Source organism: Streptomyces sp. NPDC059564, from assembly GCF_042735575.1.
Taxonomy (GTDB): Bacteria; Actinomycetota; Actinomycetes; order Streptomycetales; family Streptomycetaceae; genus Streptomyces.
This window is the reverse complement of the sequence record NZ_JBHWBP010000142.1, coordinates 1-18,331: the sequence shown is the minus strand read 5'-3', so window position 1 is coordinate 18,331 and position 18,331 is coordinate 1. Positions and strand designations below refer to the sequence as shown.

The window sequence follows — 18,331 nt, the reverse complement described above, 5'->3', positions numbered from 1 at the left end:
CACTGGTACAACTACCACCGACCCCACACCGGGATCGCAGGCCAAACACCCGCCAGCCGCGTCACCAACCTGTCCGGACAACACACCTAGGCCGTCTCTTTCGGATCTTGTCGGACCCGGCAAGATCAGAAAGAGACGGCCTAGGCGTCCGGGTGCCCCGCCAGCAGCCGGCCCAGGGCGTCGGTCGCCGCCAGGGCCAGGCGGGGGTGGGACTGGGCGCGGACCAGGACGTCGCGGGCGCGCGGGTCGGCCAGCGCCCCGAGCCCCTCGACGCAGGCGAGGGCCACCCGCCAGTACGGGTCGTGCGGCGCGAGCAGCCGCGACAGGGTGGCGATCAGGGCGGGGGCCGACTCGGGCGCCCGCAGCGCGGTCAGCAGCCGGACCGGGTGCAGGGCGTAGGCCGTGCGCAGGGCGTTCGTCGCCAGGGCCGCCGCCGCGCGGGCGGTGCGCGGGTCCCCGAGGACGGCGAGCGCCTGCGCGGCGGCCTCGCAGCGGGCCGGGTCCCGGTGGTTGAGCAGCAGCACCAGGGGCTCGAAGGCGCGCCGGTCCCCCGCCATCCCGAGCCGGTACGCGGCCAGTTCGCGGGCCCACAGCGGCCACCCGGCGGAGGTCAGCGACGCGGCAAGCGCGTCGGGGCCCGCCACGAGCAGGCTCGCGTACTCCGGCGATCCGTCAGCCTCGGCCCGCAGCCGCTCCAGCACGTCGTTCACGGGCCCACCCTAGGCCGTACGCGTGACGGGCGGGCGGTGTACGTCACATCTCCCCTGCTCTGGCCAAGCAGTTACCGAGGAGTTAGTCTCCCTACAACACGAACGGGACCGGCCTGGTGACGCAGCCGCCCCGTGTCGGTCGGTCCGGTACCTCAGGTACCGCGGCAGCTCTCGCTGCCCCTCGTACGGCGTGGCCCCGGGACAGGGTCCGTCGTTCTCGCCGCCTCTTCGGGCATGCCATGCGCTTCTTTCCTCCGCATGCCGCTTCCGGCCGCGCACCCGTGCACCGCGCGCCGCGCCCTCAGCCGTCACCCTCATCCACTGGAGTCCCGCGATGGACCTTCCGTCCACGTCCGGTCAGTCCGCACCGTCCAGCAGTCCCCGCACCATCGCCGTCGTCGGCCTCGGCACGATGGGCTCCGGCATCGCCGAGGTCCTCGCCCGGGCCGGCCGCGAGGTCATCGGCATCGACGTCAGCGAGGCCGCCGCCCGCCGGGCGACCGCTTCCCTCGCCGCCGCCACGGCCCGCTCCGTCACCCGGGGGCGGCTCACCGCCGAGGAGCGCGAGGGCGTCCTGGCCCGCTTCCGGACCTTCACCGACCTCGCCGCCGCGGCCGAGGCCGACCTCGTCATCGAGGTGGTCCCGGAGGACTACGACCTCAAGCACCGCCTGTTCGACGAGCTCGACGCGATCGTCCGCCCCGACACGATCCTGGCCACGGGCACGAACGCCCTGTCGGTGACCCGGCTCGCGGCGGAGTCCCTGCGCCCCGAGCGGGTGCTGGGCCTGCACTTCTTCAACCCGGCTCCGGCGATGAAGCTCGTCGAGATCGTCTCCTGCGTGCTGACCGCGCCGCCCGCCGTCGAGGCGGTCACCGAGCTGGCCCGCGAGCTGGGCAAGCAGCCCGTCGCGGTCGGTGACCGGCCGGGCTTCGTCGCCGACGGCCTGCTGTTCGGCTACCTCAACCAGGCCGCCGCGATGTACGAGGCCAAGTACGCCTCCCGCGAGGACATCGACGCGGCGATGCGGCTGGGCTGCGGTCTGCCGATGGGCCCGCTCGCGCTGCTCGACCTGATCGGCGTGGACACCGCGCGCACGGTGCTGGAGGCCATGTACGCCTCCTCGGGCGACCGGCTGCACGCCCCGGCGCCGATCCTCGGCCACCTCTCCGAGGCGGGCCTGACCGGGCAGAAGTCGGGCCGCGGTTTCTACACGTACGAGGCCCCGGGCAGCTCGGTGGTCGTCCGCGACCTGCAGACCCCGCTCGACGGGTCCCTGCTGGGCACGGGCCGTCCGGTGTCCTCGGTGGGCGTGGCCGGCTCGGGGACCATGGCGAGCGGCATCGCCCAGGTCTTCGCGCAGGCCGGCTACGACGTGGTGCTGGCGGCCCGCAGCCAGGAGAAGGCCGAGGCCGCGAAGGCCGCGATCGGGAAGTCCTTGGGCCGTGCGGTGTCCAAGGGCCGCCTGACCGAGGACGCCGCCGCGCAGACCCTCGGCCGGATCACCCCGGCCGGTTCGCTGGAGGCGTTCGCCGAGGTGGACCTGGCGGTGGAGGCCGTCGCCGAGGACCTGGCCGTCAAGCAGGAGCTCTTCGCCGGCCTGGACAAGGTGTGCAAGCCGGGCGCGGTGCTGGCCACCACCACCTCCTCGCTGCCGGTGATCGCCGTCGCGCGGGCCACGGCCCGTCCGCAGGACGTGATCGGCATGCACTTCTTCAACCCGGCGCCGGCCATGAAGCTGGTCGAGGTGGTCCGGACCGTCCTGACGGCCGACGACGTGCACGCCACGGTCCGCGAGGTCTGCGGGAAGGTCCGCAAGCACCCGGTGGACTGCGGGGACCGGGCGGGGTTCATCGTGAACGCGCTGCTGTTCCCGTACTTGAACAACGCCATCAAGATGGTCGAGCAGCACTACGCGACCCTCGACGACATCGACGCCGCGATGAAGCTGGGCGGCGGGTACCCGATGGGGCCCTTCGAGCTCCTCGACGTCGTCGGCCTGGACGTGTCCCTCGCCATCGAGAAGGTCCTCCACCAGGAGTTCCGCGATCCGGGCCTGGCCCCGTCCCCGCTGCTGGAGCACCTGGTGGCGGCGGGCTGCCTGGGCCGGAAGACCGGCCGCGGATTCCGTGAGTACGCCCGCCGGTAAGGGGACTCCCCCCGATCCCGCGGTCCACGAGCAGGATGCGTGGGGAGGGCTGCTCGGGTCCGCCGGACCCTCACGGCGGACGAACCCTCCCGGGCCCAGTGCGGGCCCTCCCCCGCATCCGTCCCTGTCCGACCCCCCGCAGGCGCGCTCCCCTGCGCGAATGAAGTACTTTCGCTCTATGTCCCAGCCCGCCAAGACCTCACCCCGCGCCTCCTCGGCCCCCGACGCCCCGGAGAGCTCGGCCGGCACGCGGGCGGCCGCGCAGCGGCTCAAGATGCGCCGCGAGCTCGCCGCGGCGGCCATGGAGCTCTTCGCGACCAAGGGGTACGAGGCCACGACGGTCGACGAGATCGCCGCGACCGCGGGGGTGGCGCGGCGGACCTTCTTCCGTCACTTCCGCTCCAAGGAAGAGGCGATCTTCCCGGACCACGACGACACCCTGACCCGCGCCGAGGCCGTCCTGGACGTGGCCCCGGCGCACGAGCACCCGCTCGACACGGTGTGCCGGGGGATCAAGGAAGTCATGAAGATGTACGCCGCCTCGCCGGCGGTGTCGGTGGAGCGCTACCGGCTGACCCGCGAGGTGCCGGCGCTGCGGGAGCGGGAGATCGCCTCGGTGGCCCGGTACGAGCGGCTGTTCACCCGCTACCTGCTGGCCCACTTCGACGAGCAGGACCACCACGACGGCAACGACGACCCGCTGCTGGCCGAGGTGGCCGCCTCCGCGGTGGTGACCGCCCACAACCACGTGCTGCGGCGCTGGCTGCGGGCGGGCGGCCAGGGGGACGTGGAGGCGCAGCTGGACCACGCCTTCTCGATCGTCCGCAAGACCTTCGGCTCCGGGATCGGCGCGGGCCGCACGCTCGGCGCCGGTGCGGGCGCCACGGCCCCGGCGCCCGCCCCGCAGGCGGCGGTGCGGACGGAGGGCGAGGTACTGGTCGCCGTGGCGCGGACCGACGCCCCGCTGGACGAGGTCATGCGCACGATCGAAGAGGCACTCAGAAACAAGCAGTGAGACGAGCTGATGTAGCTCTCGTCACAGCGGCCGCTCCCGTTCCGGGGGCGGCCGCTTTCGTATGTCCGGGTTGCCCCTACTCGCCGGTAACTCTGATCGATCATCGCTCATCTGCGCAGGTCAATAGGCAAATGAGAGAAAGTTTTGGCACGCGGTGCCTTGCTGAGTGACACGGGGTGCCATACGTTGAATCTCGTCCGGATGTCCCCGCGGCCCACGCCCACTCGGCACGGAACGCGCCCCGGATGCCTGCGTCACCAGGCCCCACGCACCTCACCACGGGTGCGACAGCACCACAGCTCCCGCCGGACCGACGGCACCTCGCAGCACCCCACACCAGCTCTCACGCACGCAACGCGTATCCCTCAGCGCACCCTCATCAGCGCTCAGCCGGAGGCAATACCGTGAAGGACATCCTGGACGCGATCCAGTCGCAGGCCGCTACGGCCGCCGACTTCGCGGCCCTGCCGCTCCCCGACTCGTACCGCGCGATCACCGTGCACAAGGACGAGGCGGAGATGTTCGCGGGGCTCACCACCCGCGAGAAGGACCCGCGCAAGTCCCTGCACCTCGACCAGGTGCCGGTCCCCGAACTCGGCCCGGGCGAGGCCCTGGTGGCCGTCATGGCCTCCTCGGTCAACTACAACTCGGTGTGGACCTCGATCTTCGAGCCGGTGTCCACCTTCAGCTTCCTGGAGCGCTACGGACGCCTCTCGGAGCTCACCAAGCGCCACGACCTCCCGTACCACATCATCGGCTCGGACCTCGCGGGCGTCGTCCTGCGCACCGGCCCCGGTGTGAACGCGTGGAAGCCCGGCGACGAGGTCGTCGCGCACTGCCTGTCGGTCGAGCTGGAGTCCTCGGACGGCCACAACGACACGATGCTCGACCCCGAGCAGCGCATCTGGGGCTTCGAGACCAACTTCGGCGGCCTCGCCGAGATCGCGCTGGTCAAGTCCAACCAGCTGATGCCCAAGCCGGACCACCTCAGCTGGGAGGAGGCCGCCTCCCCCGGCCTGGTCAACTCCACCGCCTACCGCCAGCTGGTCTCCCGCAACGGCGCCGGCATGAAGCAGGGCGACAACGTCCTGATCTGGGGCGCGAGCGGCGGGCTCGGTTCGTACGCCACCCAGTTCGCGCTGGCCGGCGGCGCCAACCCGATCTGCGTGGTCTCCAGCGCGCAGAAGGCCGACATCTGCCGGGCCATGGGCGCGACCGCGATCATCGACCGCAGCGCCGAGGGCTACAAGTTCTGGAAGGACGAGCACACCCAGGACCCCAAGGAGTGGAAGCGCTTCGGCAAGCGCATCCGCGAGCTGACCGGCGGCGAGGACGTGGACATCGTCTTCGAGCACCCGGGCCGCGAGACCTTCGGCGCCTCGGTCTACGTCACCCGCAAGGGCGGCACCATCGTCACCTGCGCCTCGACCTCGGGCTACAACCACGAGTACGACAACCGCTACCTGTGGATGTCCCTGAAGAAGATCGTCGGCTCGCACTTCGCGAACTACCGCGAGGCGTGGGAGGCCAACCGCCTGGTGGCCAAGGGCAAGATCCACCCCACCCTGTCGAGGGTCTACTCCCTGGAGGAGACCGGCCAGGCCGCCTACGACGTCCACCGCAACCTCCACCAGGGCAAGGTCGGCGTCCTCGCGCTGGCCCCCCAGGAGGGCCTGGGCGTCCGCGACCACGAGCTGCGCGCCCAGCACCTCGACGCCATCAACCGGTTCCGGAACATCTGAAGTCCGCGAAGGATCGCCTGAGATGACAGAGCGCCAGAAGGACAGGCCGTGGCTCATGCGGACGTACGCCGGCCACTCCACGGCCGAGGCGTCCAACGAGCTGTACCGCCGCAACCTCGCCAAGGGGCAGACCGGCCTGTCCGTCGCCTTCGACCTGCCGACGCAGACGGGCTACGACCCCGACCACATCCTCGCCCGCGGCGAGGTCGGCCGGGTCGGGGTCCCGGTCTCCCATCTGGGTGACATGCGGCGGCTGTTCCAGGACATACCCCTGGAGCAGATGAACACCTCGATGACGATCAACGCCACCGCCATGTGGCTGCTGGCGCTCTACCAGGTGGCCGCCGAGGAGCAGGGCGCGGACGTCTCCCAGCTCCAGGGCACCACCCAGAACGACATCGTCAAGGAGTACCTCTCGCGCGGGACGCACGTCTTCCCGCCCGGGCCGTCGCTCCGCCTGACGACGGACATGATCGCGTACACGGTCAGCCACATCCCGAAGTGGAACCCGATCAACATCTGCAGCTACCACCTGCAGGAGGCGGGGGCCACTCCGGTCCAGGAGATCTCGTACGCGATGTCCACCGCCATCGCCGTCCTGGACTCGGTGCGCGACTCGGGCCAGGTGCCCGAGGAGCGCTTCGGCGAGGTCGTCGCCCGTATCTCCTTCTTCGTGAACGCGGGCGTCCGCTTCATCGAGGAGATGTGCAAGATGCGCGCCTTCAGCCGCATCTGGGACAAGGTCACCCGCGAGCGCTACGGCATCGAGAACGCCAAGCAGCGCCGTTTCCGCTACGGCGTCCAGGTCAACTCCCTCGGCCTGACCGAGGCACAGCCGGAGAACAACGTCCAGCGGATCGTGCTGGAGATGCTCGCGGTCACCCTCTCCAAGGATGCCCGCGCCCGCGCCGTGCAGCTGCCCGCCTGGAACGAGGCGCTGGGCCTGCCCCGGCCCTGGGACCAGCAGTGGTCGCTGCGCATCCAGCAGGTCCTGGCGCACGAGAGCGACCTGCTGGAGTACGAGGACATCTTCGAGGGCTCGCACGTGATCGAGGCCAAGGTCGAGTCCCTGGTGGCCGAGTGCCTGGCCGAGATCGACCGGATCCAGGAGATGGGCGGCGCGATGGCCGCCGTCGAGTCCGGGTACCTCAAGGGCGAGCTGGTCTCCTCGCACGCCGAGCGGCGCGCCCGGATCGAGGCCGGCGAGGACAAGATCGTCGGGGTCAACTGCTTCCAGCAGACCGAGGAGAACCCGCTCACCTCCGACCTGGACGGCGCCATCATGACCGTCGACGGGGCCGTGGAGGCGCTGACCGTCGAGCGGATCCAGCGGTGGCGGGCCGAGCGGCAGGAGTCCTCGGACCGGCAGGGGGGCGGCGACCCGTTCGTCTTCCCGACCGTCGGGCAGGCCCTGGACCGGCTGAAGGAGGCCGCGGCCGGGACCGAGAACCTGATGGAGGCCACCCTGGAGTGCGCCCGGGCGGGCGTCACCACCGGCGAGTGGTCGAGCGCCCTGCGCGAGGTGTTCGGCGAGTTCCGCGCCCCGACCGGGGTGTCCTCGGCCCCGGTCGCGGTCACCGCCGAGGAGGGCACCCCCATGGCCCTCGTCCGCGCCAAGGTCTCCCGTACGGCCGACGAGCTGGGCTCCGGCCGGCTGCGCCTGCTGGTCGGCAAGCCCGGCCTGGACGGGCACTCCAACGGTGCCGAGCAGATCGCCGTCCGGGCCCGCGACGCCGGCTTCGAGGTGGTCTACCAGGGCATCCGGCTGACGCCCGAGGAGATCTCCTCGGCGGCGCTGGCCGAGGACGTGCACTGCGTGGGACTGTCCATCCTGTCCGGCTCGCACAGCGCGCTGGTCCCGGACGTACTGGAACGCCTGCGTACGGCGGGGGCGGGTGACATCCCCGTCATCGTCGGGGGCATCATTCCGAACGCCGACGCGGTGACGCTGAAGGAGGCGGGGGTGGCCGCGGTGTTCACTCCCAAGGACTTCGGCATCACGGAGATCATCGGACGTATCGTCGACGAGATCCGCAAGGCCAACAAGCTCCACCCTCTCGACAACGCAGCAATCTCTGAAAGCACGGAGGTCCCCGCATGACCACGCCCTCTTCCCCGGTCAACCGGCTGCGCCCGCGCCGCTCCTGCCTCGCGGTGCCGGGTTCGAACCCGCGGTTCCTGGAGAAGGCCCAGGGTCTGCCGGCCGACCAGGTCTTCCTGGACCTGGAGGACGCCTGCGCCCCGCTCGCCAAGGAAGGCGCCCGCCACACGATCGTGGACGCGCTGAACAACGGCGACTGGACCGGCAAGACCCGTGTGGTCCGCGTCAACGACTGGACGACCCACTGGACCTACCGCGACGTCATCACGGTCGTCGAGGGCGCGGGCCAGAACCTCGACTGCATCATGCTGCCGAAGGTCCAGGACGCCCAGCAGATCGTGGCCCTGGACCTGCTGCTGACGCAGATCGAGAAGACCATGGGCTTCGAGGTCGGCAAGATCGGCATCGAGGCGCAGATCGAGAACGCCAAGGGTCTGGTGAACGTCGACGAGATCGCCGCCGCCTCGCCCCGGCTGGAGACCATCATCTTCGGCCCGGCCGACTTCATGGCCTCGATCAACATGAAGTCCCTGGTCGTGGGCATGCAGCCGCCCGGCTACGGCGCGGACGCCTACCACTACATCCTGATGCGCATCCTGATGGCCGCGCGCACGCACAACCTCCAGGCGATCGACGGCCCCTTCCTCCAGATCAAGAACGTCGACGGCTACCGCGAGGTCGCCGGCCGCGCCGCCGCCCTCGGCTTCGACGGCAAGTGGGTCCTGCACCCCGGTCAGGTCGACGCCGCCAACGAGGTCTTCTCCCCCTCGCAGGAGGACTACGACCACTCGGAGCTCATCCTCGACGCGTACGACTGGTGCACCTCCGAGGCGGGCGGCAAGAAGGGCTCCGCGATGCTCGGCGACGAGATGATCGACGAGGCCAGCCGCAAGATGGCCCTGGTCATCGCGGGCAAGGGGCGCGCGGCGGGCATGCAGCGCACCAGCAAGTTCGAAATCCCGGAGGCCTGATCCCCATGCAGTTCGGACGCACGTACGAGGAGTTCGAGGTCGGGGCCGTCTACAAGCACTGGCCCGGGAAGACGGTCACGGAGTACGACGACCACCTCTTCTGTCTGCTGACCATGAACCACCACCCGCTCCACATGGACAGCAACTACGCCGAGAACACCACCGACTTCGGCAAGAACGTGGTCGTGGGCAACTACATCTACTCGCTGCTGCTGGGCATGTCCGTGCCGGACGTCTCGGGGAAGGCCATCGCCAACCTGGAGATCGAGTCCCTGCGGCACGTGGCGCCCACCTTCCACGGCGACACCCTCTACGGCGAGACCACGGTCCTCGACAAGACCCCGTCGAAGTCGAAGAACGACCGCGGGATCGTCTACGTGGAGACCAAGGGCTACAAGCAGGACGGCACCCTCGTCTGCGTCTTCCGGCGCAAGGTGATGGTCCCGACCGAGACGTACATCAAGGAGCGCGGCGGCGAGCAGCCCGGCCGCCCCACGCTGAAGGAACAGGGGAAGTAGCCATGGCCCGACTCGCCCAGACCGCCGGGCTCACGGACGTCCAGCGGGAGATCCTGAAGACCGTCCGCGAGTTCGTCGACAAGGAGATCATCCCGGTCGCGACCGAGCTGGAGCACCGCGACGAGTACCCGCAGCAGATCGTCGACGGCCTCAAGGAGCTCGGCCTCTTCGGCCTCATGATCCCCGAGGAGTACGGCGGCCTGGGTGAGTCGCTGCTCACCTACGCGCTGTGCGTCGAGGAGATAGCGCGGGGCTGGATGTCCGTCTCGGGCATCATCAACACGCACTTCATCGTGGCGTACATGCTCAAGCAGCACGGCACGCAGGAGCAGAAGGACCACTTCCTCCCGCGCATGGCGCTGGGCGAGGTGCGCGGCGCGTTCTCGATGTCCGAGCCGGGTCTGGGCTCGGACGTGTCGGCCATCACGTCGAAGGCGGTGAAGGACGGCGACGAGTACGTCCTGAACGGCCAGAAGATGTGGCTGACGAACGGCGGCACGTCCACCCTGGTGGCCGTCCTGGTCAGAAGTGACGAAGGACACCCCGAGGGCACGGCGCCCCACAAGTCGATGACCACCTTCCTCGTGGAGAAGGAGCCGGGCTTCGGAGAGGTCCGTCCGGGCCTGACCATCCCGGGCAAGATCGACAAGATGGGCTACAAGGGCGTCGACACGACCGAGCTCATCATGGACGGACTGCGCATTCCGGCCAATCGTGTACTCGGCGGGCAGACGGGCCGAGGGTTTTACCAAATGATGGACGGGGTCGAGGTCGGCCGCGTCAACGTGGCGGCGCGTGGCTGCGGCGTCGCTCAGCGTGCGTTCGAGCTGGGTGTCTCCTATGCCCAGCAACGTCACACTTTCGGCAAGGCCATCGCCGAGCACCAGGCCATCCAGTTCAAGCTGGCCGAGATGGCTACCAAGGTCGAAGCCGCCCATGCGATGATGGTTAATGCAGCACGCAAAAAGGACTCTGGGGAACGAAACGACCTCGAAGCAGGGATGGCGAAGTACCTCGCCTCCGAATACTGCAAGGAGGTCGTCGAGGACGCTTTCCGTATCCACGGTGGCTACGGCTTCTCGAAGGAGTACGAGATCGAGCGTCTCTACCGGGAGGCCCCGATGCTGCTGATCGGTGAAGGTACCGCCGAGATCCAGAAAATGATCATCGGGCGACGCCTGCTCGAGGAGTACCGGGTCCAGGGCTGAAAGTCCCTTTTGCGGTGAATCATCCGATGGTTCTCCGCCGAAGAGTCACTAGCAGTCACGGGTTACGGGCCATCGACTCGGCTTCTGGCTTGCCCAGTTGTTGCGCGCAACCGATAGCATTCCAGTAAAGCCGCCGTCCCGTCCCCCCGTTTACGGCGCGGCAATCACCCGCTACGAAGGTCATCCATGCCCCACAGCCAAACCTCTGCACCTCGCGTCGGCATCCTCGGTGGACGTCTCGCACGCGGAGCATCGCCGTGGCTCCTGCCGACCGTCGCCACCGCTGCGCTCAGCCTCACCCGGGCCCGCAAGTCCGGACGCTGGGCCGCGGTGGCCGTGCCCACCACCGCGCTCGCGGCGGGCATGCTGTGGTTCTTCCGCGACCCCGAGCGTGAGATCACCCAGGGCCGCGTCATCTCCCCCGCCGACGGTGTGGTGCAGAGCATCATGCCGTGGAAGGACGGGCGCACCCGCGTCGCGATCTTCATGAGCCCGCTGAACGTCCACGTCAACCGCGCGCCCCTCGCGGGCACGGTGACGTCCGTGGAGCACATCCCCGGCGGGTTCGTCCCGGCGTTCAACAAGGAGAGCGAGAACAACGAGCGCGTCGTCTGGCACTTCGACACCGAGCTCGGCGACATCGAGATGGTTCAGATCGCCGGCGCCGTCGCGCGTCGCATCGTCCCGTACCTGCCGGCCGGCACCAAGGTGGAGCAGGGCGAACGCATCGGTCTGATCCGCTTCGGCTCGCGCGTCGACATCTACCTCCCCGAGGGCGTCGAGGTCGCGGTCGAGGTCGGTCAGGCCACCACCGCGGGGGTGACCCGAATTGACCGTGACTGACCCTGAGACCCCTGCCACCGGCTGGGTGCCCGAATCCGCCGAGGAGGAGTCCGCCGAGGACGACATGCCGCTCTCGCTGCGGCTGTCGATAGCGGACACCCTCACCCTCGGCAACGCCACGTGCGGATTCATGGCGGTGTACTTCACCACCACCGGGATCCTCATTCCGCACCTCACCGGCAGCGGTGAGTCGGGCATGGCCCGCAACAGCGCCGCGACCGCAGTGATACTGATGCTGCTCGCCGCGGTCTTCGACCTCTTCGACGGCATCGTGGCCCGCAAGCTGCGCAGCTCGCCGATGGGTGCCGAGCTGGACAACCTGTCCGACCTGATCAGCTTCGGCCTGGCTCCCGCGTACTTCGTGCTCGTCTACGGCATGGTCGCCGACGACGCGGTGCAGAAGATGTCGGCGCTGGCCGCGATCGTGGTGCTGCTGGCCGTGGTGCTCCGACTCGCCAGATTCAGCTGCGTGACGATGAAGGACGGCATGTTCCAGGGCATGCCGAGCCCCTTCGGCGCCCTGACGGTCGTCTCGATCGTGCTGCTGGAGCTGCCGTTCATCCCGACGCTGCTGGCGATCATCGGGGTGGCCTGGCTGATGGTGAGCCGGGTCGAGTACCCCAAGCCGCGGGGTGTCCTCGCGGCGGCGATGCTCAGCTGGATCGTCGGGGCGATGGGGCTGCTGGCGGCCTGGGCGTTCGACGCTCCGGGCGGTCAGGTGCTGCTCCAGGCGGGGTGCGCGCTGCAGATCGCCCTCGCGGCGACCATCCCGCTGTTCGCGACGACGCGCCGCGCGAACACGTTCCGCCACAACCGCCGCGAGGCGCGGGCGGCGCAGCTCCCGTAACACCGCGCAAGCCGTACACGAAGGCCCCGGGTGCCCAAGGCTCCCGGGGCCTTCGGCTTTCCCGAGCGCCCCCGCGCGGTGGTCCGGGCGTAGCCTTGATGTCGGAAAACCGCCAGCCCTGGCGGGGGCCGGGACGGGAAGCTGGGGGCATGTACACCGACACCGACCGCTGCGTCAGGGCCGTGCAGTCGAAGGACTCCCGTTTCGACGGGTGGTTCTTCACCGCCGTCCGGACCACGGGGATCTACTGCCGGCCCAGCTGCCCGGCCGTGCCGCCCAAGGTCGAGAACATGAGCTTCCTGCCCAGTGCGGCCGCCTGTCAGCAAGCCGGGTACCGGGCCTGCAAGCGGTGCCGGCCGGACACGAGTCCCGGGTCCCCCGAGTGGAACGCCCGCGCCGACGCCGTCGCCCGCGCGATGCGGCTGATCCAGGACGGGGTCGTCGACCGGGAGGGCGTGCCCGGGCTCGCCACCCGGCTGGGGTACTCGACGCGGCAGGTCGAGCGGCAGCTCCGCGCCGAGCTGGGCGCCGGGCCGCTCGCCCTCGCCCGGGCCCAGCGCGCCCAGACCGCCCGGCTGCTGATCGAGACCTCCGAGCTGCCCATGGGCGACATCGCCTTCGCCGCCGGGTTCGCCTCCATCCGCAGCTTCAACGAGACCGTCCGCGAGGTGTTCGCGCTGACCCCCGGCGAACTGCGGGCCAGGGCGGGCAGGGCCGGGCGGCCGGAACCCCGGGCGCCCGGGACGATCAGTCTGCGGCTGCCCTACCGGGCTCCCCTGAACCCCGACAACCTCTTCGGGCATCTCGCCGCGACCGCCGTGCCCGGGGTCGAGGAATGGCGCGACGGGGCCTACCGGCGGACGCTGAGGCTCCCGTACGGCACCGGGGTGGTCGCGCTCACGCCCGGCCCCGAGCACATCGGCTGCCGGCTGGCGCTGACCGACCTGCGGGACCTGACCATCGCCATCAGCCGCTGCCGGTGGATGCTCGACCTGGACGCCGACCCGGAGGCCGTCGACGGACAGCTCCGCACCGATCCGCTGCTGGCCCCGCTCGTGGACAAGGCCCCCGGGCGCCGGGTTCCCCGTACCGTCGACGCGGCGGAGTTCGCCGTCCGGGCGGTGCTGGGGCAGCAGGTGTCCACCGCGGCCGCGCGCACGCACGCGGCCCGCCTCGTGACCGCGTACGGAGAGCCCGTGGAGGATCCCCACGGCGGTCTGACCCACCTCTTCCCGAGCCCGGAGGCGCTCGCCGCCCTGGACCCGCAGGCGCTGTCGATGCCGCGCAGCCGCCGCACCACGCTGACGACCCTGGTCGCGGCGCTGGCGGACGGTTCGCTGCCGCTGGGCATCGACAGCGACTGGGAGGACGCCCGGGCGGGACTGAACGCCCTGCCCGGTTTCGGGCCGTGGACCACCGAGATCATCGCCATGCGGGCCCTGGGCGACCCCGACGCGTTCCTGCCGACCGACCTGGGGGTCCGGCGGGCCGCGCAGGGGCTGGGGCTGCCGTCGACGCCCGCGGCCCTGACCGCCCGCGCCGCCGGGTGGCGGCCCTGGAGGGCGTACGCCGTGCAGTACCTGTGGGCCGCCGAGGACCACGCCATCAACCACCTGCCCCTCTGAGGAGCGACGCCATGAACAGCAAGACGCACACCGTCGTCGACAGCCCCCTCGGGCCGCTGACGCTCGTGGCCACCGACGGGGTGCTCAGCGCCCTGTACATGACCGAGCACCGGCACAAGCCCGGTGAGGAGACCTTCGGCGAGCGGGTCCCGGCGACCGAGGGGCCCTTCCCCGAGGTGGTGCGGGAGCTGACCGCCTACTTCGCCGGGGAGCTGACGGAGTTCAGCGTCCCGGTCCACCTGGAGGGCACCGCCTTCCAGCGCAGCGTGTGGGAGCAGCTCCTGCGGATCCCGTACGGCGAGACCTGGTCCTACGGGAAGCTCGCGGCGGAGCTGGGCAAGCCGAACGCCTCGCGGGCCGTGGGCCTGGCCAACGGGAAGAACCCGGTCAGCATCATCGTGCCGTGCCACCGCGTCATCGGCGCCTCGGGCGCGATGACGGGCTACGGCGGCGGCCTCGACCGCAAGGTGCGGCTGCTGGAACTGGAGGGGCGGTAGGGACGGGTCCCCGCCGGGTCAGATCACGGCGAGGGGGACCAGGAGCGCGAAGCCGGCTCCGGCCTCCACGGCGTAGGCGTAGAGGGACGGGTGCTGGACGGGGGCGGCGAGCAGGACCACGCTCTGCTGGGTGGCGGCGGCCGCCACCCAGTCGCCGTCGGCGCCGAGCCGGCCCTGGTACCAGCCCTCGCAGGCGCCGGGGCCGGTGACGGCGAGGAGGTCGTCCTCGCGGCGGTAGAAGGCCTGCCAGCCCTCGGCGGGGGCGGACCAGCCCTCGAAGTCCTCGAAGGGGGCCCAGCCGCCCTCGCGTATCGCGGTGTCGAACAGCCAGACCGGGGTTCCCTCTTCGGTGACCTCGCCCCCGGACTGCTGCTCGGTGGTGAAGTGGACCATCGGGAGGGCGTCGGGACCGTCGGCCGTGCTGGGCCAGGCGTACATCGTGATCATCTGCTGATTCTGTCCTGCTCGCAGTAGGCGCCGTGTGGGACCCCCGGCCCGGCCGGGTCTTACGCGGAGTCGGGCCGCAGGCCGTTCTCCAGTTCCACGGTGCCCTCGCCCGATTCCAGGACGCGGCACGCCTCCCGGGTGCGCAGGCCGAGCGATCCGGGGAGGTGGTCGGTGAGTCGTGCGGGTTCGACGAGCTTCCAGGAGAGGAGTTCCTCTTCCTGGAGGGTGATGGAGCCGAGCTGGGCGGCGTCGAGCACGCCGCCGTCGTAGACGTAGGCGACGAGCGGCGGGCGGGCGGGGCCCAGGGTCCAGTCGACGGCGAGGAGCCGGCCGAGGGGGACGTCGATGCCGATCTCCTCGGCGCTCTCGCGCCGGGCGGCGGTGCGGGGGGACTCGTTGCGGTCGGACTCGACGGTGCCGCCCGGCAGGGTCCAGCCCGCACGGTAGTTGGGCTCGACCAGCAGGACGTGGCCGCGCGCGTCACGGTAGAGGGCGGCCGCGCCGGCCAGTACCCGCGGCAGGCTCGCGATGTAGGCGGCGTAGTCATCGGTGGTGGTCACGCGGCAACCCTAACCGGCCGTCCGCGTACGGGTGCCGGGCGGCCCCGCGATCACCCCTGCGGGTGGCCGCCGCCGTCCTCGCGGTCGCGGCCCTTGGATTCGGCGACGCGCCGCAGCCGCAGGTGGCGGGCCGGGCCCTGTTCGGTGATGGCGTCGCCGACCATGGCCTTGACGGCGTCGCGCATCCCGTGGAGGGCGTGGTGGCGGGCGGGCCCGGCGCCGGGGTCCTCGCGGAGTTCCTTCACCAGGGCCCAGCACAGCAGCAGCATGACGATCACGAAGGGCAGCGCGACCAGGATCGTCGCGGTCTGCAGGGACTTCAGGCCGCCCGCGACGAGCAGGACGGCGGCCACGGCGGCCATCAGCACGCCCCAGGTGACGACGAGCCAGGTCGGCGGGTGCAGCGAACCCCGGCTGGTGAGCGAGCCCATGACCAGGGAGGCGGAGTCGGCGCTGGTCACGAAGTACGTCATGACCAGGGCCATGGCCACCCAGGACGTGACGGTGCCGATCGGGAGCGCGTCGAGCATCGCGAACAGCGAGGCCTCCGTACCCTCCTTGATCTCGGCGGCGAAGTCGACGACGCCGGTGGAGTCGAGGCGGATGGCGGTGCCGCCCATGACGCAGAACCAGACGACGGTGGCGCCGCTGGGGACGAGCAGCACGCCGACGAGGAACTCGCGGATGGTGCGGCCGTGGGAGATGCGGGCGATGAAGGTGCCGACGAACGGCGCCCAGGAGAGCCACCACGCCCAGTAGAAGATGGTCCACGCGCCGAGCCACTTGGCGTCGGTGAAGGCGCCGGTGCGGGTGGCCATGGGCAGGAGCTGGTCCAGGTAGCCGCCGACGCTGGAGGGGATGACGTCCAGGATGTAGACGGTGGGGCCGAGCACGAAGACGAAGAGCATCAGGGTGGCGGCGAGCACGATGTTGATGGTGCTCAGCCACTTCACGCCCTTGTGCAGGCCGGAGAAGGCGGAGAGCACGAAGGCCGCCGAGAGCGAGCCGATGATGATCAGTTCGACGCTGGTGGAGTCCTCGGTCCCCGTGGTGATGCTGAGCCCCTTGGAGACCTGGAGCGCGCCGAGCCCGAGGCTGGTGGCGGTGCCGAAGACGGTGGCGAACACGGCGAGCAGGTCGATGGCCTTCCCGGCCCACCCGTTGGCCCGCTCCTCCCCCATCAGCGGGACGAAGGCGGAGCTGAGCCGGTTGCCGCGGCCCTTGCGGAAGGTCGCGTAGGCGAGGGCGAGACCGGCGATGCCGTAGATCGCCCAGGGGGTGAGGGTCCAGTGGAAGAAGCTGTACTCCATGGCCGCGAGGGCGGAGGCACCGGAGGAGGGGGCCGCGCCGGAGGCCGGCGGCGGGTTCAGGTAGTGGGTGAGCGGCTCCCCCACCCCGTAGAACATCAGGCCGATGCCCATGCCGGCGCTGAACATCATCGCGATCCACGCGAGGTTGGTGAACTCGGGTTCGGAGTCGTCGGCGCCGAGCCGGATCCGGCCGAAGCGGCTGATGGCGAGGACCACGCACATCACGAGGAACACGTCGGCGGCGATCACGAACAGCCAGGCGAAGTTGCTCAGCACCCAGGCCAGGGCGGTGCCGGAGGCGGTGTCGAAGGAGCTCTTGCCCAGGGCCGCCCAGGCGACGACGGCCAGCACGGCGATCACCCCGATGACGACGACGGTGTGGTCGGGACTGCCGTCCACCCGGCCGTCGGACCCCCCTCCCGGGGCATCCGGAGGTGGCTGTTCCAGTGAATCCGCGCTCATGCGGCCACACTATGCAGGCATATATCCCTCTTTAGGCGGATGGCGCGCCGGGTGTGGCCCAGGCCACCCATGGGCATAGGAGGATCCTCCGGATAGGCTCATGGTGGCGCGACTGCACTGTTCGATAGCAAGGGATTAGCAAGGTGACGGACGGAGCAGTAACTGAGACCGCGCGCGTGCTCATCGCCGCGGACAAATTCAAGGGCTCGCTCACGGCCGTTCAGGTCGCGGAGCGGGTGACGGCCGGGCTCCGCAAGGCCGTACCGGGCGTGGAGATCGAGACCCTCCCCGTCGCGGACGGCGGTGACGGCACGGTCGCGGCCGCCGTCGCGGCCGGTTTCGAACGCCGGGAGGTACGGGTCACCGGGCCGCTCGGCGAGCAGGTCACGGCCGCTTTCGCACTGCGCGAGGGCACCGCGGTGGTCGAGATGGCGGAGGCCTCCGGCCTCCAGCTGCTGCCCGCGGGCACCTTCGCCGCGCTGACGGCGACCACGTACGGGTCCGGCGAGCTGCTCAAGGCCGCGCTGGACGCGGGAGCGCGCTCGATCGTCTTCGGCGTGGGCGGCAGCGCCACCACCGACGGCGGTGCGGGCATGCTGGCCGCGCTGGGCGCGGTGTTCCTGGACGCGAACGGCGAACCGGTCGGCCCGGGCGGCGGCGCGCTGGCCCGGCTGGCCTCGGCCGACCTGTCCGGCATCGACCCGCGCTTCGCGGACGTCGAGTTCGTCCTGGCCAGCGACGTGGACAACCCGCTGACGGGTCCGAAGGGCGCTCCGGCGGTCTACGGCCCGCAGAAGGGGGCGTCGCCGGAGGACGTGGCCACGCTGGACGCGGCCCTGGCCCACTTCGCGGTGGTGCTGGAGAAGGCGATCGGCCCGAAGGCCGCCGAGTGCGCGGTGCTGCCGGGCGCGGGCGGCGCGGGCGGCATCGGCTACGGGGCGCTGCTGCTCGGCGCGACGTTCCGGCCCGGCATCGAGCTGATGCTGGAGGTGCTGGGCTTCGCCCCGGCGCTGGAGCGCGCCACGCTGGTGATCACCGGTGAGGGTTCGCTGGACGAGCAGACCCTGCACGGCAAGGCCCCGGCCGGTGTCGCGGCCGCGGCGCGCGCCGCGGGCAAGCCGGTGGTGGCGGTGTGCGGCCGGCTGCTGCTGAGCCAGGAGGCCCTGGAGGCCGCCGGGATCCGCCGGGCGTACCCGCTGACGGACCTGGAGCCGGACCCGGCCAAGTCCATCCCCAACGCCGGCCCCTTGCTGGAGCGGGTGGCGGAGCGGATCGCCGCCGACGTGCTCTGAGTTCCTTTCGGAGCTCGGTACGGCTGAGGCCCGG

The 18,331-nt window shown here is 70.9% G+C and carries 16 protein-coding genes; 12 read left to right on the top strand and 4 right to left on the bottom strand.

Translation table 11 applies throughout. The features are described from left to right. Positions 1–140 precede the first annotated feature (140 nt). Positions 141–710: a HEAT repeat domain-containing protein gene (locus ACFV0Q_RS23075; protein WP_385008192.1), complete on the bottom strand. Its 570-nt coding sequence runs from the start codon at positions 708–710 to the stop codon at positions 141–143. Between the two features lie 334 nt (positions 711–1,044). Here ACFV0Q_RS23075 and ACFV0Q_RS23070 point away from each other — a divergent pair, with 334 nt between their 5' ends. The 11 genes from ACFV0Q_RS23070 (at position 1,045) to ACFV0Q_RS23020 (ending at position 14,226) form a co-directional block, all read left to right on the top strand. Further along, complete coding sequence (locus ACFV0Q_RS23070; RefSeq protein ID WP_385008191.1) at positions 1,045–2,859, top strand: 3-hydroxyacyl-CoA dehydrogenase family protein; 1,815 nt, start codon at positions 1,045–1,047, stop codon at positions 2,857–2,859. A gap of 178 nt (positions 2,860–3,037) precedes the next feature. Beyond that, positions 3,038–3,874, top strand: coding sequence for a TetR family transcriptional regulator (locus tag ACFV0Q_RS23065; RefSeq protein WP_385008190.1), 837 nt, complete (start codon positions 3,038–3,040; stop codon positions 3,872–3,874). Between the two features lie 404 nt (positions 3,875–4,278). Continuing rightward, positions 4,279–5,616 (top strand): crotonyl-CoA carboxylase/reductase, encoded by a 1,338-nt coding sequence (gene ccrA / locus ACFV0Q_RS23060; RefSeq protein ID WP_385008189.1) that lies wholly within the window; start codon positions 4,279–4,281, stop codon positions 5,614–5,616. A gap of 22 nt (positions 5,617–5,638) precedes the next feature. Then, positions 5,639–7,717, top strand: a complete 2,079-nt coding sequence (locus tag ACFV0Q_RS23055; RefSeq protein ID WP_385008188.1) for a protein meaA — start codon at positions 5,639–5,641, stop codon at positions 7,715–7,717. Further along, positions 7,714–8,688, top strand: coding sequence for an HpcH/HpaI aldolase/citrate lyase family protein (locus ACFV0Q_RS23050; RefSeq protein WP_385008187.1), 975 nt, complete (start codon positions 7,714–7,716; stop codon positions 8,686–8,688). The genes ACFV0Q_RS23055 and ACFV0Q_RS23050 overlap by 4 nt, the downstream gene beginning before the upstream one ends. A 5-nt stretch (positions 8,689–8,693) precedes the next feature. Next, positions 8,694–9,206 carry a MaoC family dehydratase gene (locus ACFV0Q_RS23045; RefSeq protein WP_112450492.1) on the top strand — a complete coding sequence of 171 codons (513 nt, stop codon included), beginning with the start codon at positions 8,694–8,696 and terminating at the stop codon, positions 9,204–9,206. 2 nt (positions 9,207–9,208) lie between these two features. Continuing rightward, entirely contained in the window at positions 9,209–10,414 is a 1,206-nt protein-coding gene (locus ACFV0Q_RS23040; RefSeq protein ID WP_266573015.1) for an acyl-CoA dehydrogenase family protein, read from the top strand. Positions 10,415–10,600: 186 nt separating this feature from the next. Further along, complete coding sequence (locus ACFV0Q_RS23035; RefSeq protein ID WP_030868027.1) at positions 10,601–11,257, top strand: phosphatidylserine decarboxylase; 657 nt, start codon at positions 10,601–10,603, stop codon at positions 11,255–11,257. A gap of 64 nt (positions 11,258–11,321) precedes the next feature. Continuing rightward, positions 11,322–12,104 (top strand): CDP-diacylglycerol--serine O-phosphatidyltransferase, encoded by a 783-nt coding sequence (pssA, locus tag ACFV0Q_RS23030; protein ID WP_385008193.1) that lies wholly within the window; start codon positions 11,322–11,324, stop codon positions 12,102–12,104. Positions 12,105–12,253: 149 nt separating this feature from the next. Further along, on the top strand, positions 12,254–13,729 hold the full coding sequence (locus tag ACFV0Q_RS23025; protein WP_385008186.1) for an AlkA N-terminal domain-containing protein: 1,476 nt from the start codon (positions 12,254–12,256) through the stop codon (positions 13,727–13,729). A gap of 11 nt (positions 13,730–13,740) precedes the next feature. After that, on the top strand, positions 13,741–14,226 hold the full coding sequence (locus ACFV0Q_RS23020) for a methylated-DNA--[protein]-cysteine S-methyltransferase (RefSeq protein ID WP_385008185.1): 486 nt from the start codon (positions 13,741–13,743) through the stop codon (positions 14,224–14,226). Between the two features lie 18 nt (positions 14,227–14,244). Here the strand turns inward: ACFV0Q_RS23020 and ACFV0Q_RS23015 are convergent, their stop codons facing one another. The 3 genes from ACFV0Q_RS23015 to ACFV0Q_RS23005 are packed head-to-tail and all read right to left on the bottom strand — an operon-like array spanning position 14,245 to position 17,005. Next, positions 14,245–14,673: a hypothetical protein gene (locus tag ACFV0Q_RS23015; RefSeq protein ID WP_385008184.1), complete on the bottom strand. Its 429-nt coding sequence runs from the start codon at positions 14,671–14,673 to the stop codon at positions 14,245–14,247. Between the two features lie 59 nt (positions 14,674–14,732). Beyond that, positions 14,733–15,233 carry an NUDIX domain-containing protein gene (locus ACFV0Q_RS23010; RefSeq protein WP_385008183.1) on the bottom strand — a complete coding sequence of 167 codons (501 nt, stop codon included), beginning with the start codon at positions 15,231–15,233 and terminating at the stop codon, positions 14,733–14,735. Between the two features lie 50 nt (positions 15,234–15,283). Beyond that, a complete protein-coding gene (locus ACFV0Q_RS23005; protein ID WP_385008182.1) occupies positions 15,284–17,005 on the bottom strand; it encodes a BCCT family transporter in 1,722 nt (573 codons plus the stop codon). 143 nt (positions 17,006–17,148) lie between these two features. On the opposite strand from ACFV0Q_RS23005, the gene ACFV0Q_RS23000 reads away from it, so the two are divergent. Beyond that, positions 17,149–18,297 carry a glycerate kinase gene (locus ACFV0Q_RS23000; protein ID WP_385008181.1) on the top strand — a complete coding sequence of 383 codons (1,149 nt, stop codon included), beginning with the start codon at positions 17,149–17,151 and terminating at the stop codon, positions 18,295–18,297. Positions 18,298–18,331 lie beyond the last annotated feature (34 nt).

Bases quoted from the DNA above. Each gene is read 5' to 3' on its own strand.
- ACFV0Q_RS23070 (WP_385008191.1), top strand. From the start codon at position 1,045: ATGGACCTTCCGTCCACGTCCGGTCAGTCCGCACCGTCCAGCAGTCCC.
- ACFV0Q_RS23065 (WP_385008190.1), top strand. From the start codon at position 3,038: ATGTCCCAGCCCGCCAAGACCTCACCCCGCGCCTCCTCGGCCCCCGAC.
- ACFV0Q_RS23055 (WP_385008188.1), top strand. From the start codon at position 5,639: ATGACAGAGCGCCAGAAGGACAGGCCGTGGCTCATGCGGACGTACGCC.
- ACFV0Q_RS23050 (WP_385008187.1), top strand. From the start codon at position 7,714: ATGACCACGCCCTCTTCCCCGGTCAACCGGCTGCGCCCGCGCCGCTCC.
- ACFV0Q_RS23045 (WP_112450492.1), top strand. From the start codon at position 8,694: ATGCAGTTCGGACGCACGTACGAGGAGTTCGAGGTCGGGGCCGTCTAC.
- ACFV0Q_RS23040 (WP_266573015.1), top strand. From the start codon at position 9,209: ATGGCCCGACTCGCCCAGACCGCCGGGCTCACGGACGTCCAGCGGGAG.
- ACFV0Q_RS23035 (WP_030868027.1), top strand. From the start codon at position 10,601: ATGCCCCACAGCCAAACCTCTGCACCTCGCGTCGGCATCCTCGGTGGA.
- pssA (WP_385008193.1), top strand. From the start codon at position 11,322: ATGCCGCTCTCGCTGCGGCTGTCGATAGCGGACACCCTCACCCTCGGC.
- ACFV0Q_RS23025 (WP_385008186.1), top strand. From the start codon at position 12,254: ATGTACACCGACACCGACCGCTGCGTCAGGGCCGTGCAGTCGAAGGAC.
- ACFV0Q_RS23020 (WP_385008185.1), top strand. From the start codon at position 13,741: ATGAACAGCAAGACGCACACCGTCGTCGACAGCCCCCTCGGGCCGCTG.
- ACFV0Q_RS23015 (WP_385008184.1), bottom strand. From the start codon at position 14,673: ATGATCACGATGTACGCCTGGCCCAGCACGGCCGACGGTCCCGACGCC.
- ACFV0Q_RS23005 (WP_385008182.1), bottom strand. From the start codon at position 17,005: ATGAGCGCGGATTCACTGGAACAGCCACCTCCGGATGCCCCGGGAGGG.